The 14,351-nt window shown below is 72.9% G+C and carries 11 protein-coding genes and 1 tRNA gene; 2 read left to right on the top strand and 10 right to left on the bottom strand.

The annotated features are described in order from the left end of the window. Nucleotides 1–17 precede the first annotated feature (17 nt). From hisB to D3A60_RS06335, 5 genes are read right to left on the bottom strand one after another with little or no spacing between them, the layout of a single operon-like run. Nucleotides 18–1,091: a bifunctional histidinol-phosphatase/imidazoleglycerol-phosphate dehydratase HisB gene (hisB, locus tag D3A60_RS06355; protein WP_119718999.1), complete on the bottom strand. Its 1,074-nt coding sequence runs from the start codon at nt 1,089–1,091 to the stop codon at nt 18–20. A gap of 20 nt (nt 1,092–1,111) precedes the next feature. Beyond that, nucleotides 1,112–2,209 (bottom strand): histidinol-phosphate transaminase, encoded by a 1,098-nt coding sequence (gene hisC, locus D3A60_RS06350; protein ID WP_119717881.1) that lies wholly within the window; start codon nt 2,207–2,209, stop codon nt 1,112–1,114. Continuing rightward, on the bottom strand, nt 2,206–3,507 hold the full coding sequence (gene hisD / locus D3A60_RS06345; RefSeq protein WP_119717880.1) for a histidinol dehydrogenase: 1,302 nt from the start codon (nt 3,505–3,507) through the stop codon (nt 2,206–2,208). Before hisD ends, hisC begins: the two co-directional genes overlap by 4 nt. After that, nucleotides 3,504–4,418, bottom strand: a complete 915-nt coding sequence (gene hisG, locus D3A60_RS06340; protein WP_119717879.1) for an ATP phosphoribosyltransferase — start codon at nt 4,416–4,418, stop codon at nt 3,504–3,506. The genes hisD and hisG overlap by 4 nt, the downstream gene beginning before the upstream one ends. Nucleotides 4,419–4,473: 55 nt before the next feature. Continuing rightward, nucleotides 4,474–4,785: a YerC/YecD family TrpR-related protein gene (locus D3A60_RS06335; RefSeq protein WP_119717878.1), complete on the bottom strand. Its 312-nt coding sequence runs from the start codon at nt 4,783–4,785 to the stop codon at nt 4,474–4,476. A 250-nt stretch (nt 4,786–5,035) separates the two neighbouring features. Here D3A60_RS06335 and D3A60_RS06330 point away from each other — a divergent pair, with 250 nt between their 5' ends. Beyond that, nucleotides 5,036–6,862, top strand: a complete 1,827-nt coding sequence (locus tag D3A60_RS06330; RefSeq protein ID WP_119717877.1) for a sensor domain-containing diguanylate cyclase — start codon at nt 5,036–5,038, stop codon at nt 6,860–6,862. A 61-nt stretch (nt 6,863–6,923) separates the two neighbouring features. Here the strand turns inward: D3A60_RS06330 and D3A60_RS06325 are convergent, their stop codons facing one another. Next, a complete protein-coding gene (locus tag D3A60_RS06325) occupies nt 6,924–8,822 on the bottom strand; it encodes an HAL/PAL/TAL family ammonia-lyase (protein WP_119717876.1) in 1,899 nt (632 codons plus the stop codon). After that, nucleotides 8,819–10,210, bottom strand: coding sequence for a histidine--tRNA ligase (gene hisS, locus D3A60_RS06320; RefSeq protein WP_119717875.1), 1,392 nt, complete (start codon nt 10,208–10,210; stop codon nt 8,819–8,821). The genes D3A60_RS06325 and hisS overlap by 4 nt, the downstream gene beginning before the upstream one ends. A 145-nt stretch (nt 10,211–10,355) precedes the next feature. Between hisS and D3A60_RS06315 the strand changes: the two genes are divergently transcribed. Beyond that, nucleotides 10,356–10,432: transfer RNA gene (locus tag D3A60_RS06315), tRNA-Pro, on the top strand. 72 nt (nt 10,433–10,504) lie between these two features. Here D3A60_RS06315 and D3A60_RS06310 read toward each other — a convergent pair. The 3 genes from D3A60_RS06310 to argH are packed head-to-tail and all read right to left on the bottom strand — an operon-like array spanning nt 10,505 to nt 14,237. After that, nucleotides 10,505–11,785 (bottom strand): glutamate-5-semialdehyde dehydrogenase, encoded by a 1,281-nt coding sequence (locus tag D3A60_RS06310; RefSeq protein ID WP_269203661.1) that lies wholly within the window; start codon nt 11,783–11,785, stop codon nt 10,505–10,507. An 8-nt stretch (nt 11,786–11,793) separates the two neighbouring features. After that, on the bottom strand, nt 11,794–12,948 hold the full coding sequence (proB, locus tag D3A60_RS06305) for a glutamate 5-kinase (protein WP_119717873.1): 1,155 nt from the start codon (nt 12,946–12,948) through the stop codon (nt 11,794–11,796). Next, complete coding sequence (gene argH / locus D3A60_RS06300) at nt 12,948–14,237, bottom strand: argininosuccinate lyase (RefSeq protein WP_119718998.1); 1,290 nt, start codon at nt 14,235–14,237, stop codon at nt 12,948–12,950. The genes proB and argH overlap by 1 nt, the downstream gene beginning before the upstream one ends. Between the last annotated feature and the right edge of the window lie 114 nt (nt 14,238–14,351).

The raw sequence follows: 14,351 nt of genomic DNA, 5'->3' as shown, positions 1-14,351 counted from the left end.
GATCACGACAGGCGCGCTCACAGCACGCCCTTGGTGCTCGGCAGCTCGCTGCCCTCGCGGCGGAACGCCTGCCGCAGCGCCCGCGCGACGGCCTTGAAGCAGGCCTCGACCTGGTGGTGGTCGTTGTCGCCGCGCACGCTCAGGTTGAGGTTCAGCGCCAGCGTGTCGCACAGCGAGCGGAAGAAGTGCGGCACCAGCTCGGTCGGCAGGTCGCCGACGCGCTCGCGGCGGAACTGTCCGTCGAAGACGAAGTACGGGCGCCCGGACAGATCGACCGCCGCGCTCGCGAGCGTTTCGTCCATCGGCAGCGTGAACCCGTAGCGGCCGATGCCGCGCTTGTCGCCGAGCGCCTCGCGCAGCGCCTGGCCGAGCGCCAGCGCGCAGTCCTCGATCGTGTGGTGCTCGTCGATCTTCAGGTCGCCGTCGCAGTGCAGCTCCAGCGCGAAGCCGCCGTGCTTGCCGAGCTGCTCGAGCATGTGGTCGAAGAAGCCCAGCCCGGTTTGCACCGCCGGTTCGGCGGCGCGGTCGAGGTCGACGCTGACGCGGATCCGCGTCTCGCGCGTGTTGCGCTGGATCGACGCCGTGCGCGGCGCGTCGGCCAGCGCGTGGGCGATGCCGGCCCAGTCCCACTCGCCGCCGAACTGCTCGGTGCGCAGCTGGAAGGCGCGGATGCCGAGGTTGCGGGCGAAGCCGTTGTCGGTCTCGCGGTCGCCGACCATCGCCGAGCGCTTCCAGTCGATCGAGCGGTCCTGCAGCAGCGGCACCGCGAGCGCGATGCCGGGCTTGCGCGTCGGCGCGTTGTCGGCCGGGAAGCTGGTGTCGATCAGCACATCGCGGAACACGATGCCCTGGCTCTCGAACACCTGCATCATCAGCGCGTGCGGGCCGTCGAAGCTCGCCTGCGGGTACGACGCGGTACCCAGCCCGTCCTGGTTGGTCACCATGACGAACTCGTAGCCGGCGTCGCGCAGCTTCAGCATCGCCGGGATCACGCCGCGCACGAAGCGCAGCTTTTCGAAGGCATCGATCTGGAAGTCGGTCGGCTCCTCGATCAGGGTGCCGTCTCGGTCGACGAACAGGATCGGCCGCAGCGCGGTGGACGTCAGGGCATTCATGCGGCGGCCTCGCGCACGCCGCGCAGGGTCTCGAGCACGAGCGCGTTCTGCTCGGGCGTGCCAATGGTGATCCGCAACGCGTCGCCGAGACGCGGCGTCGCGCGGAAGTCGCGGATCACCACGCCGGACGCAAGCAGCGCGTCCCACGCCGCCTGCGCGTCGTCGAATCGGGCCAGGACGAAGTTGGCCTGCGACGGGTACGCGCGGCGCACGCCGGGCGTCGCCGACAGCGCGACGCGCAGCGCGTCGCGCTCCATGATCGTGGTGACGATGCGCTCGCGCGTGGTCGCCAGCGACGGCGGCGACAGCGCCTGCATGGCCAGCGCCACGCACGGCTGCGGCAGCGGGTACGGCGCCTGGCAGCGCTGCAGCACGGCGATCAGCTCGGCGTGCGCGATCACCGCGCCGACGCGCGCCGCGGCCAGCGCGTGCGCCTTCGACAGCGTGCGCAGGACGGCGATGTTGTCGTGCGCATCGAGCAGGGTGACCGCGGACGGTCCGCTCGCGTACTCGCCGTAGGCTTCGTCGACGACGACCACGGCCCGTCCGGCCAACCGCCGCGCCAGCGCGGCGATGCGCGGCAGCGGCAGCGCGGTCCCCGACGGATTGCCCGGCGAGCACAGGAACACCAGCCGCGCCTGGGCCCGTTCGGCCGCCTCGGCGACCGCATCGAAGTCGCAGGTGAATCCGTCGGCGCCGTCGTCGAGCGGCACGTCCACGACCCGCGCGGCCTGCACCCGCGCGACCACCGCGTACATGCCGAAGGTCGGCGTGGTGACGACGATGGCGCCCTGCCCCGGCGTGCACAGCGCGCGCACGAGCAGGTCGATGCCCTCGTCACTGCCGCGCCCGGCCAGCAGCTGCTCGGGCCGGCAGCCGTAAAGGGCGGCCAGCGCCGCGCGCAGGTCGGCCGGCTGCGGGTCCGGATAGCGCCGCGCCGTGGCGTCGGCGTCGGCTGGATTCGCCCACGGCGATTCGTTCGCGTTGAGCCACACCTGCCCGTCGACACGCTCGCTGCGTGCCGAACGGTACCCGCCGAACGCGCGGAGGTCCTCGCGAACGAGGTCGATCACCCCGGCCACCGGCGCGCTCATGCCGCCACCGCCTGCAGCCGCAGTGCGACCGCTTGGCGGTGCGCGTCGAGACCCTCGGCGTTGGCCAGCTCGACCGCGCACGGGCCGATCGCGGCGACGCCTTCGCGCGTCACCTCCTGCACCGTGATCGCGACCTGGAAGCTGGCGACGTTGACCCCGCCGGTGAAGCGCGCCGCCCCGCTGGTGGGCAGCACGTGGTTGGTTCCGCTGCAGTAGTCGCCGAGCGCCTCGGGCGCCCAGTCGCCGAGGAACACCGACCCGGCGCTGGCGACCTGCGGCAGCCACACGCGCGCGTCGCGCAGGGCAAGGATCAGGTGCTCGGGCGCGTAGCGGTTGCTGACCTCCAGCGCCTGCCCGATCGACGCCACGCGGATGCCTCGCGACGCGTCCAGCGCGCGGGTGGCGACGCCGGCGCGCGACAGCGTGTCGAGCTGCGTGCGCAGCTCCACGTCCACCGCATCGAGCAGCGCGTCGCTGTCGCTGAGCAGGATCACCTGCGAATCGGGACCGTGCTCGGCCTGCGACAGCAGGTCGGCGGCGACGAAGGCCGGGTTCGCGCCGGCATCGGCGATTACCAGCACCTCGGATGGGCCGGCCGGCATGTCGATCGCCGCGCCGCCGTCGAGCATCGACACCTGGCGCTTGGCTTCGGTGACGTAGCCGTTGCCGGGCCCGAACAGCTTGTCGCACTTGGGCACGCTGCGCGTGCCGAACGCCATCGCGGCGATCGCCTGCGCGCCGCCGAGCTTGAACACGGTGCCGATGCCGCAGCGCGCGGCCGCGTACAGCACCGCGGGGTCGGCGCTGCCGTCCGCGCGCGGCGGCGTGCACAGCACCACCTCCGGGCAGCCGGCCAGCCGGGCCGGCACGCCCAGCATCAGCGCGGTCGACGGCAGCGGCGCGGAACCGGCCGGCACGTACAGGCCTACGCGCGGGATCGGCCGCAGCATCCGCTCGCAGCGCACGCCCGGCGCGGTGTCGACCGCATACGCGCGGGTCATGCCGGCGGCGTGGAAGGTTTCGATGCGCGCGGCCGCGTCGTCGATCGCGATGCGCAGCGCCGGGCTCAACTGCGCCGGGGCGGCGGCGATCTCGTCGGCCGACGCCTGCAGGGCGGCGAGTTCAACCCCGTCAAAGCGCTGCGTCAGCGCGCGCAGTTCGTCGTCGCCGCGCGCGCGCACCGCCTCGATCAGGCGCGACACCGCCGCGCTGGTCTCGGCGGCGGTGACCTGGCTGGGGCGGCGCAGCGCGGCGGCCTGCGCGTCGGCGTCGAGGGCATTCCAGTCGAGGCGCTTCATGCCAGCATCCCCTCGACCGGCAGCACCATCAGCCCGCGCGCGCCGGCGCGCTTGAGGTCCTCGAGTCGCTGCCACGTCACCGCGCCGTGGCACAGCGCCTGCAGCGCCAGCCCGTCTTCGCCGTCGATGCGCATCACCGTCGGCGCCTCGGCGTCGGGCAGCAGCGGCAGCAGCGACGGCAGCAGCTCGCGCGAGGCCTGGAACATCAGCAGCTTGCTGTGCTTGATCCGCAGCGCGCCGTCGAGGCGGCGCAGCAGCAGGTCGGCCAGTTCGCCGCGCACGTCGTCGAACTCGCCGACCGGCCCGGCCAGCACCGCCTCGCTCTGCAGCAGCGTCTCGACCGGCTTGAGCTGGTTCGCCGCCAGCGTCGCGCCGCTGGAGACCAGGTCGCAGACGACGTCGGCCTGGCCGAGTTTCGGTGCGATTTCGACCGAGCCCGACAGCAGCACGACCTGGGCGTCGACGCCGTTGCGCGCCAGCCACTGCGCCGTGAGCGCCGGGTAGCTCGTCGCGATGCGCTTGCCGGCCAGCTGCGCCGGGCCGTCCCAGCTCCAGCCGTCCGGCACCGCGACCATCAGCCGGCAGCCGCCGAAGCCGAGCGCGCGCAGCTCGCGGAACGCGGCCGGCTTGCCCGCGCCGCGGCGGTCGCCGTCCTGCTCGAGCAGCACGTTGCGGCCGACCACGCCGAGGTCGCAGACGCCGTCGGCGATCAGGCCGGGGATGTCGTCGTCGCGCACCAGCAGCAGGTCGACCGGCAGCGTTTCGCCGTAGCAGAACAGCCGGTCGCGGCTTTCGCGCCAGCTCAGGCCGCACGAGGCCAGCAGCGCGCGCGCCGGTTCGGCCAGCCGGCCGGACTTTTGGATCGCGATGCGGAGGCGGTCGCGCGAGGCGACGGGGGGCGCAGGACTCATCGGGGGGGCTACTCGAAGGAAATCGGTGGGAATACGGTCGCCAGCGGCCGCGGGATCACCCGGCGCGCGCCGGGCGTTTGCGCAGGGCGGCCGCGTAGCCGCCGGCGCCGCGCTCGAGGGTCCGGGCGACGCGCCCGATCGTGGTCACGCTGACCAGCGTGCGGTCGTGGATTTCGCGGTACGGCACGCCCTCGGCCAGCAGCGGGACCACCCGCCAGCGGTCGGTCATGGCCTCTAGCTCGGCGGGCGTGCACAGGTCCTCGAGGAAGGCGCGCACCTGCTCGGCCGTGCGCAGCCCGGCGAATGCGGCCGCGAGCCGGTCGATGGCGTCGTCGTTCCCCTCGATGTCGGCGCTGCGTCGCTTCATGGCTGGATTCCGTGGCGAGGTCCGGGCGCCCTGGGGGCGTCGGAGTGCGAACCAATGTATTAATGCGCTAATACATTAACGATGCACCCGTCCGGCCGTCAAGCTGCACGCGGGGTCGACCCGCCGGGAGGCGCCTCGCGGCGGCCCGTAGCGGCCAGCCGCGGCGTCCACGCAGGTGGCATTGGACGCTGAACGGGTGCAGTACACTCGGTCCGCAGAGCCGCGAGGGAATGGCGGACGGGAGTCGCGGATGGGGGTCTGGCGGACGGTGTGGGCGACGGTGCTCGGCGGCGCGTTGGCGCTGGCCGGCCTGCCCGCGCACGCGCAGACGCCGGTCGAACTGACCCGCGCCGCCAGCCAGGTGCCGCTGTCGCCGCACGTGCGCTACCTGCACGACCCCGGCGGCCGGATGGACCTGGTCGACATCGACCAGCGCCTCGCGCAGGGCGGGTTCGCCCCGCTGCCGGGCGGCAGTTCGTCGTTCGGCTTCCAGGCCGGCGCGTTCTGGTTCCACGTCCCGCTGGTCAATCGCGCCTCGGACCAGCCGCGCTGGCTGCTGGTGCAGCAGTACGCGCTCAGCGACCAGATCGACACCTACGTGCGCTACGGCGACGGGCGCATCGCCCACCAGGCCGGCGGCGACACCCTGCCCTTCAGCGCGCGCAGCATCCGCTACCGCCATCCCAACTTCCAGCTCGACCTGCCGTACGACACGCCGGTCGACCTGTTCGTCCGGGTCGAGAGCCAGAGCTCGATGCAGGTGCCGCTGGTGCTGTACACGCCGAGCGCGTTCGCCGAGCTCGCGCGCGACGCGCAGTTCGGCATCGGCCTGTACTACGGGATCCTGATCGCGCTGTTCTTCTACAACCTGGTGCTGTGGCTGACCCTGCGCGACGCCAGCTACTTCTGGTACCTGCTGCACATCTCCGCGTTCGGGCTGGTGCTGTTTACGCTCAACGGGCTGGGCTTCGAATACCTGTGGCCCAACTCGGCCTGGCTGGCCGACAAGTCCGTGCCGCTGTCGATCTGCCTGGCGCAGGTCGGCATGCAGCAGTTCGCGCGGGTGTTCCTCGACCTGGGCACCCGCTGGACGCTGGGCGACCGCGTCGGCATGGGCTTCATCGTGTTCTTCGTGCTGCTCGGCGTCGCGTCGATCTGGCTGCCGTACGAGCTGTCGACCCCGATCGCGGCGGCGGCGGTGTTCATCAGCATCACCTGGATCGCCATAGCGGCGGTCGTGACGATGCGCCGCGGCTACAAGCCGGCCCGGCTGTTCCTGCTGGCGTGGGCGATGTTCCTGCTCGGTACCGGCATGTTCACCGCGGTCGCGTTCGGCGCGGTGCCGAAGAACTTCGTCACCGAGTACGGCGTGCAGATGGGCTCGGCGCTCGAGATGCTGCTGCTGTCGGTCGCGCTGAGCTACCGCTACGCCGCGCTGCGCACCGAGAACGAGCGGATCGTGCGCGAGGCCAAGCTGCAGCTCGAGCACAAGGTCGAGCAGCGCACCTCGGAGCTGCGCTCCGCTTTGGCCCAGCTCGGCGATGCGCACGCGCGGCTGCGCGAGACCAGCCAGCGCGACGGCCTGACCGGCCTGCACACGCGCAAGTACTTCCACGAGGCGTTCGAGCCGCTGCTCGAGCAGTCGCGCCACACCGGGCGGCCGCTGGCCGTGCTGATGATCGACCTGGACCACTTCAAGGCGATCAACGACCGCTACGGCCACCTCGCCGGCGACGAGTGCCTGCGCGCGGCCGCGCACGCCATCGGCCAGGCGCTGCGCCCGCACCAGGCGCTGCTCGCCCGCTTCGGCGGCGAGGAGTTCGTCGCCGCCCTGCCCGGCGCCGACCTGGCGCGTGCGGCGCAGATCGCCGAACAGGTGCGCGCCGCGGTGGCCGGTGCGCCGTGCGACTGCGGCGAACAGGTTGTCAGCATGTCGGTCAGCATCGGCGTGCACGCGCTCGGCGCGGGCAGCAAGGACGGCATCGACGTCGCGTTCAAGCAGGCCGACCAGGCGCTGTACCACGCCAAGGCCGACGGACGCGACCGCGTCCGCACGTCGGGCGCCGTGCCAGCCTGAGCCGCGTTTCTGCGCTGCGGTGCGATCGCGCCGACGGCGCGTCGCGCGCCGCCGGCGACCCTCAGCCCCGCTCGACCGTGCGCGCTGCCGCGAGCACCACGCCGTCGCGGACCAGCCGGACGGCGGTGGCGACTTCGCCGTCCATCGCGCGGTCCCGGTCCAGGAACGCGATCTCGGCGCGGATGGCGGCGTGCGCCGCGGCGATCGCGTGGCCGGGACGGAACGCGTCGGCGGCGGCGAGCTCGGCGCGCAGCGCTTCGACCTCGGCCAGGAACACCGGGTAGTCCGCCGCGTCGGGTGCCGGGCCGCCGGCCACCTTCGTCGCCAGCGCCGCCGCATCGGCACGCCCGGCCAGCGCGCGCGCGGCGTTGATCATGTCGCGGCGCAGGTCCAGCGCCTGTGCGGCGGTGTACAGCTCGAGCGCGAGCACCTTGCCGAGGTCGTCGACCATCGCCAGCACGTGGCGCGCCTCGTTGGCGCCCATCGACACGTGGTCCTCGGCGTTGGCGCTGGTCGGGATCGAGTACACCGAGGCCGGGTGCGCACGGCTGGCGAGGTCGTTGACGATCGCCGCGGCGGTGTACTGCACGATCATGTGACCCGATTCGGTCGCGTCCTCGTTGCCGATCAGGAAGCCCGGCAGGCCGTCGCTGGTGGCCGGGTCGACCAGCTTGTTGAGCCGGCGCTCGGAGATGCTCGCCAGCACCGGGATCGCCGCCTTGACGTAGCTCATCGCCAGCGCCAGCGGCATGCCGTGGAAGTGGCCGGCCGAGATCACCTGCTGCTCGACGTGCTCGGCCTGCGCGTCCGGGAACACGATCGGGTTGTCGGTCAGCGCGTTGAGCTCGACCTCGAGCACGCGCGCGGCCTGCGCCGCGGCATCGCGCACCGCACCGTGCACCTGCGGCGTGCAGCGCAGCGAGTAGCTGTCCTGCGGCTGGTGCTTCTTGCCGCCGCGGAACGGACGGAAGCGCTGGTAGAACTTCTCGCGGCCGTGGCGCTGGGTCAGCGGCACCCAGTCCCAGCCGATGTCGAAGCGCAGCGCCTGCGCCTCGTGGGTGTCCCAGCTGGTCGGCAGCCACGGGCGGAAGCGCGGCACCAGGTGGTACGGGATGTCGGCCAGCGTTGAGCCGGCCAGCAGCGTGCGGATGTGCTCGGCGGCGGCGACCTGGCCCGGGTGCGGGCGCAGCGCATGGACCTCGGGCGCGAACGCGCCGAGCCGGCCGGCAAACGCGTCGATCGTCATCGCCGCGGCCAGGTCGGCGGTGTCGAGCAGCTCCTCCAGGCGCGCGAGCGCCAGCACGCCGCAGGCCAGCATCTGCGCGGTGCCGTTGTTCAGGGCGAGCCCTTCCTTGTACGACAGCGTCACCGGCGCCAGGCCCGCACGCTCCAGCGCCACGGCGCCCGCCACGCGCTCGCCCTGGTAGAACGCTTCGCCACCGCCGAGCAGCACGATCGCCAGGTGCGACAGCGGCGCCAGGTCGCCCGACGCGCCGACCGAGCCCAGCTGCGGCACCAGCGGCACGATCCCGGCGTTGAGCATCGCCGCCATCGCCTGCAGCGTCTGCACGCGGATGCCGGAGTGGCCGCGCATCAGCGTGTTGATGCGGATGCACACCATCGCGCGGACCACCTCGGGCGCGAATGGCTCGCCGACGCAGACCGCGTGGGTCACGATCAGGTTGCGCTGCAGCTCCTCGTGCAGGCCCTCGGCCGAACGCGTCGCGCCGGGCAGCTCGTCGCGCAGGTGGTGGCCGCCGAGCAGGCGGTCGGCATTGCTGCCGAAGCCGGTCGACACGCCGTAGATGGGTTCCTCGCGGCGGACCTGCTCGGCGAGGAAATCGGCCGCGCGCGCGACCGCGGGCAGCTGGTCCTCGGCCAGCTCGACCTGCGCGCCGTGGGCGACGGCGACCAGCTGCGCGCGGGTCAGCGAGCGGCCGTCGAGGCGGACGCGCTTCATGCCGACACCAGCGCCGCGGCCTGTGCCAGCTCGACGCGCAGCGTGCGCGCCAGCTCGCTGCGGGCGACCTCGAACTGGTCTTCGCGGCGCAGGTCCTTGACCGTCACCGTGCCCTTGCCGATCTCGTCCTCGCCCAGCACGACGACGAAGCGGATGCCGGCGCGGTCTGCGTACTTGAACTGCTTGCCGAGCTTGGACGGCTCCATCACGACTTCGGTGTTGATGCCGCCGTGGCGCAGCTCGCTGGCCACCGCGAGGCAGTGCGGCAGGTGCGCCTCGTCCATCTGCGTGACCAGCACCTGCACGGTGCTGCTGGCGCGGTCGACGATGCCGGCCTCGCGCAGCTGCCAGAACAGCCGCGTCAGCCCGATCGAAATGCCGACGCCGGGCAGCTTCGACTTGGTGTAGTGACCGGCGAGGTCCTCGTAGCGGCCGCCCGAGCAGATCGAGCCGATCTGCGGGTAGTCGTTGAGCGTGGTCTCGTAGACGGTGCCGGTGTAGTAGTCGAGCCCGCGCGCGATCGAGAAGTTCAGCGCGTAGTGCGTTTCCGGCACGCCCATCGCGCGCACGAGCTCCAGCACCTCGCGCAGCTCGGCCACGCCTTGGCGCAGCGCTTCGTTGCCGTCGCCGAGCGCGGCCAGCCGCGCCAGCGCGTCGCCGTGCGAGGTCGAACGCACCTTGACGAAATCGAGGATGCGGCCGATGGCATCGGCGGGCAGGCCGAAACCTTGGCCCGCCAGCGTCTCGCGGACGTAGTCCTCGCCGCGCTTGTCGAGCTTGTCGACCTCGCGCAGCACCAGCGCCTGCAACTCGCCGTCGGCGACGCCCTGCGCTTCGAAGAACCCACGCATGAGCTTGCGGTTGTTGAGCTGGATGGTGAACGCGCCGATCGCCAGCTCGGAGAACACCGCGTAGATGACCGCCGGCAGTTCGGCATCGTGGCGGACGCTCAACGCATCCTTGCCGATCACGTCGATGTCGCACTGGTAGAACTCGCGGAAGCGCCCGCGCTGGGCGCGCTCGCCGCGGTAGACGCGCTGCATCTGGTAGCGGCGGAACGGGAACGCGAGCTCGTGCTCGTGCTCGGCCACGTAGCGGGCCAGCGGCACGGTCAGGTCGAAGCGCAGCGCCAGCTCCGGCACGCCCTCGCCCGCGCCGTCGGCAGTCTTGGCCAGCGCGCCGGTCGACTGCACGAAGTACACCTGCCGCTCGGTTTCTCCGCCCGACTTCGTCAGCAGCACCTCGGACAGCTCCATGACCGGGGTTTCCACCGGCAGGAAGCCGAACCGCTCGAAGTTGCGGCGGATCGTGTCCAGCATGCGCTGGAACGCGATCTGGTCAGGAGGCAGCAGCTCCATGACCCCGGGCGGGGTTCGCGGCTTGATCAAGGTGGGACTCCGGTGCGGTCGGCGCCGTGGCGCGATGCGCACAGTTTAACGGACCGCCACCGTCCGCCCGGGCCAGCGCTGCGGTCGGCGGGCCGAACCCCTTGCCTCGACCGGGGCCGGGCCGCTAGAATTCGCGGCTCGCAGTCGGGGTGTAGCTCAGCCTGGTAGAGCGCTACGTTCGGGACGTAGAAGTCGCAGGTTCAAATCCTGTCTCCCCGACCAACAGATCGACGAAGAAGCCGGCCTCGCGCCGGCTTTTTTCGTTTTCGGAGCGTGCCCGCGCCGGTGCCGCGCTCACGACGCGCCGTCGAGCAGGCCGGGGTGCCGCACCTGGCCGTCGCCGCGGACCACGTAGCGCTCAATGGTCAACGACTCCGCGCCCATCGGGCCGTAGGCGTGCAGGCGCGTGGTCGAGATGCCGATCTCCGCGCCCAGGCCGAGCTCGCCGCCGTCGTTGAAGCGCGACGACGCATTCACCATCGTCGCGGCGCTGCGCGTGCCGCGGACGAAGGCCTCGGCCGCGACGGGGTCCTGCGTGGCGATGACCTCGGTGTGGTCCGAGCCGTACCGGGCGATGTGCGCCAGCGCAGCCTCCAGGTCGTCGACGACGCGGACCGCGATCACCAGGTCGAGGAACTCGGCGGCGTAGTCGTCGTCGCCCGCGGGACGAACGCCCCTCGCCAGCGCCTGCGTGCGTGCGCAGCCGCGCACCTCGACCCCGCGCGCCGCCAGCGCCGCGACCGCGCCCGGCACGAGCGCCGGCGCGATGTCCGCGTGCACCAGCAGCGTTTCCAGCGCGTTGCACACCGCCGGCCGCGACGCCTTGCCGTCGAGCAGCAGGCGGGTCGCGAGGACCGCGTCGGCCGCGCAGTCGACGTACAGATGGCAGACGCCGCGGTAGTGCTTGATCACCGGTACGCGCGCGTGCTCGGCGACGAAGCGGATCAGGCCCTCGCCGCCGCGCGGGATGGCCAGATCGATGAGGTCGGCCTGCTGCAGCAGTTCGAGCATGCGCTCGCGCGCCGGGTCGGTGATGACGGCGACGGCCGCCTCCGGCAGCCCCTGCCCGCGCAGCGCGGCGTGCACGCAGGCGGCGATCGCGGCGTTGCTGTCGCGCGCTTCCGAACCACCGCGCAGGATCACCGCGTTGCCCGCTTTCAGGCACAGCGCTGCGGCGTCGGCGGTCACGTTCGGCCGCGCCTCGTAGATCATCGCGATCACGCCCAGCGGAACCCGCTGGCGCTCGATCGTCAGCCCATTGGGTCGTCGCTGCGGCGTGGCGGTGGCCGCGAGCGGATCCGGCTGCGCGGCGATGTCGCGCAGCGCGGCGACGATCGCATCGATGCGCGCGTCGTCCAGCCGCAGCCGGTCCAGCAGCGCCGGCGTGCTCCCGCCTTCGGCGGCGCGCTGGACATCCCGGCCGTTGGCGGCGAGCACGTCGGCGCGCGCGCGGTCGAGTTGCCCGGCGATGCTTTCGATCAGCCGGTCGCGGGTCGAGGCGTCGGTCGCCGCCATGCGACGCGACGCGTCCCGGGCGGCGACCGCCAGCGCCCGCACGCCGCCCGCCCCGTTCACGTCGCCGCTCATGGCGCCGCGCCCGCAGCGTGTGCGGACACCGCGTCGAGCAGCACCAGGTCGTCGCGGTGGACCACCGCTTCGCCATAGCGGAACCCGAGCAGCGACTCGATTTCGCGGCTGTGGCGGCCGGCGATGCGCCGGACCTCGTGCGCGCTGTACTGGACCAGGCCACGGCCGAGCAGCGCGTCGCCGGCCACCAGGTCGACGACGTCGCCGCGGAGGAAATCGCCGCGCACCGCGGAAATGCCGCCGGGCAGCAGCGACGCGCCGCGCGCGCCCAGCGCCGACGCCGCGCCGGCGTCCATCTCGAGCACGCCCGACGCCGGCGCATGCCGCAGCCACTGCTGCCGCGCCCGCAGCCGGCTGCCGAGCGGCGCGACCAGCGTGCCGACCAGCCGGCCCTCGCCCAGCGCCGCCACGACGTCGGCATCGCGTCCGCAGAAAAGCGCCGTGCCGATGCCGGCGGCGGCGGCCTTCGCGCCCGCCTCGAGCTTGGTGCGCATGCCGCCGGTGCCGAGCGAGCCGGCGGCGCCGCCGGCGGACTGCAGCAGTGCCGGGGTGACCTGCTCGACGCGCGTGATCGCGACGGCGGTCGGATCGCTGGCCGGATTCGCGCTGTACAGGCCGCCGATGTCGGTGGCGATCAGCAGCAGGTCGGCATCGACCAGCGACGCGACCGCGGCGGCGAGGTTGTCGTTGTCGCCGAGCTTGAGTTCGTCGACGGCGACCGTGTCGTTCTCGTTGACCACCGGCAACGCGCCGAGCCGCAGCAGCTCGCGCAGGCTGGCGCGCGCATTGAGGTAGCGGCGGCGGTTGCGCAGGTCGTCGTGCGACAGCAGCACCTGCGCGACCGGCGCGTCGGTGAGCCCCTGCCAGAAACCGATCAGCGCGGCCTGGCCGAGCGCCGCGAGCGCCTGCCGCAGGACCAGTCCCTCGCCGCCGTCGCCGACCCGCCCGCGCCCCGCGGCCACCGCGCCGGACGACACGAGTACGACCTCGCGCCCGCTCGCGCGCGCGGCTTGGATGAACGCCGCCAGCGCGCGCGCGTGGGCGTCGTCGAGGCCGCCGCCGGGCTGCGCCAGCAGGCTGCTGCCGACCTTCAGCACCGCGCGCCGCCACGGGGGCAGCGGCTGCGCCGCGAAGTCGGCAGGCGCGGCCATCAGCCCAGCGCCTGCAGCCGTCGCTGCAGCGCGTCGAGCCGCAGCTCGGCGGCTGCGCCGGGCGACACGCGCGCAGCGAGGCTGGCCTCGGGATCGACCTGCGCCCAGCGCGCCGGATCGGCGGCCTGGCGGTAGGCCTCGCGGAACGGCAGCCCCTCGCGCGCGAGGTCGATCGCCAGGTCCGTGGCGTACATCGACGGCTCGAGCGCCGCGCGCATCGCGTCGGGCCTCCACTCGAGGTTGCGCAGCAGGTCCGGCAGCAGCTCGAGCGCAGCCAGCCCGCGGCCGAATGCGTGGAAGATCGCGCCCTTGGAGAACTGCAGGTCCCGGTGATAGCCCGACGGCAGCGACAGCAGCTGCTCGACCTCGGTGCGCGCGGCCGCAGCGGCCGAGTAGCTGGCGCGCATCAGCTCGATTACGTCCGGGTTGCGCTTGTTCGGCATGATCGAGCTGCCGGTCGTGTACTCGGCCGGCAGCGCGACGAAGCCGAACTCCGCGCTGGTGAACAGGCTCAGGTCCCACGCCAGCCGGCGCAGATCGAGCAGCGCCGACGAAAGCGCCTCGATCGCCGCCATTTCGAACTTGCCGCGCGACAGTTGCGCGTACGCGGCGGACACCTGCAGCCGGCCGAAGCCCAGCGCCGCGGTGGTGTGGTCGCGGTCCAGCGGCAGGTTGACGCCGTAGCCGGCGGCGCTGCCGAGCGGGTTGGCGTCGACCCAGGCGAGCGTGTCGCCGGCGCGCACCGCGTCGTCGATGAAGCCTTCGGCCCACGCCGCCCACCACATGCCGGCCGACGACACGACCGCACGCTGCAGGTGGGTGTAGCCGGGCAGCGGCAGCGCCGCCTCGGCCCCGGCGCGGGCCAGCGCGACCTGCGCGCTCTCGCGGCACAGCGCGGCGACGCGCGCGAGCCGGTCCTTCAGCCACAGGCGCGTGGCGACGAGCACCTGGTCGTTGCGGCTGCGCCCGGTGTGGATCTTGCGGCCGGCGTCGCCGACCCGCTCGGTCAGCCGCGCCTCGATCGCCGAGTGCCCGTCCTCGAAGCGATCGTCGAGCACGAACGCCCCGCTGCGGAAGTCGTCCGCCAGCGCGGCGAGTTCGCGCTCCAGCGACGCCAGCTCGTCGGCCGACAGGATGCCGATCCGCTGCAGCCCCTGCGCATGCGCGCGGCTGGCGTCGATGTCGAACAGGAAGAACTCGCGGTCGAGCACCACATCCTCGCCGGCGAGGAACTGCTGGATGCGCGCGTCCACCTTGACGCCGGATTTTTGCCAGAGCAGATCGGACATCGTCTTCATCCTTCGTCGCGGGCCGATGCCCGCGGGTTCAATCCAAACCGTTGAAACCATGCGCGCTTCCGGGGCGACCCGTACGGCGGGTACTGCTCCGACGGCGCTTGCACC

Origin of the sequence: Cognatilysobacter tabacisoli (assembly GCF_003586305.1) — a bacterium.
In the GTDB taxonomy this organism is placed as follows: Bacteria; Pseudomonadota; Gammaproteobacteria; order Xanthomonadales; family Xanthomonadaceae; genus Cognatilysobacter_A; species Cognatilysobacter_A tabacisoli.
Note: the sequence above shows the minus strand (reverse complement) of the source record. Positions and strands in the feature narration are given on the sequence as shown.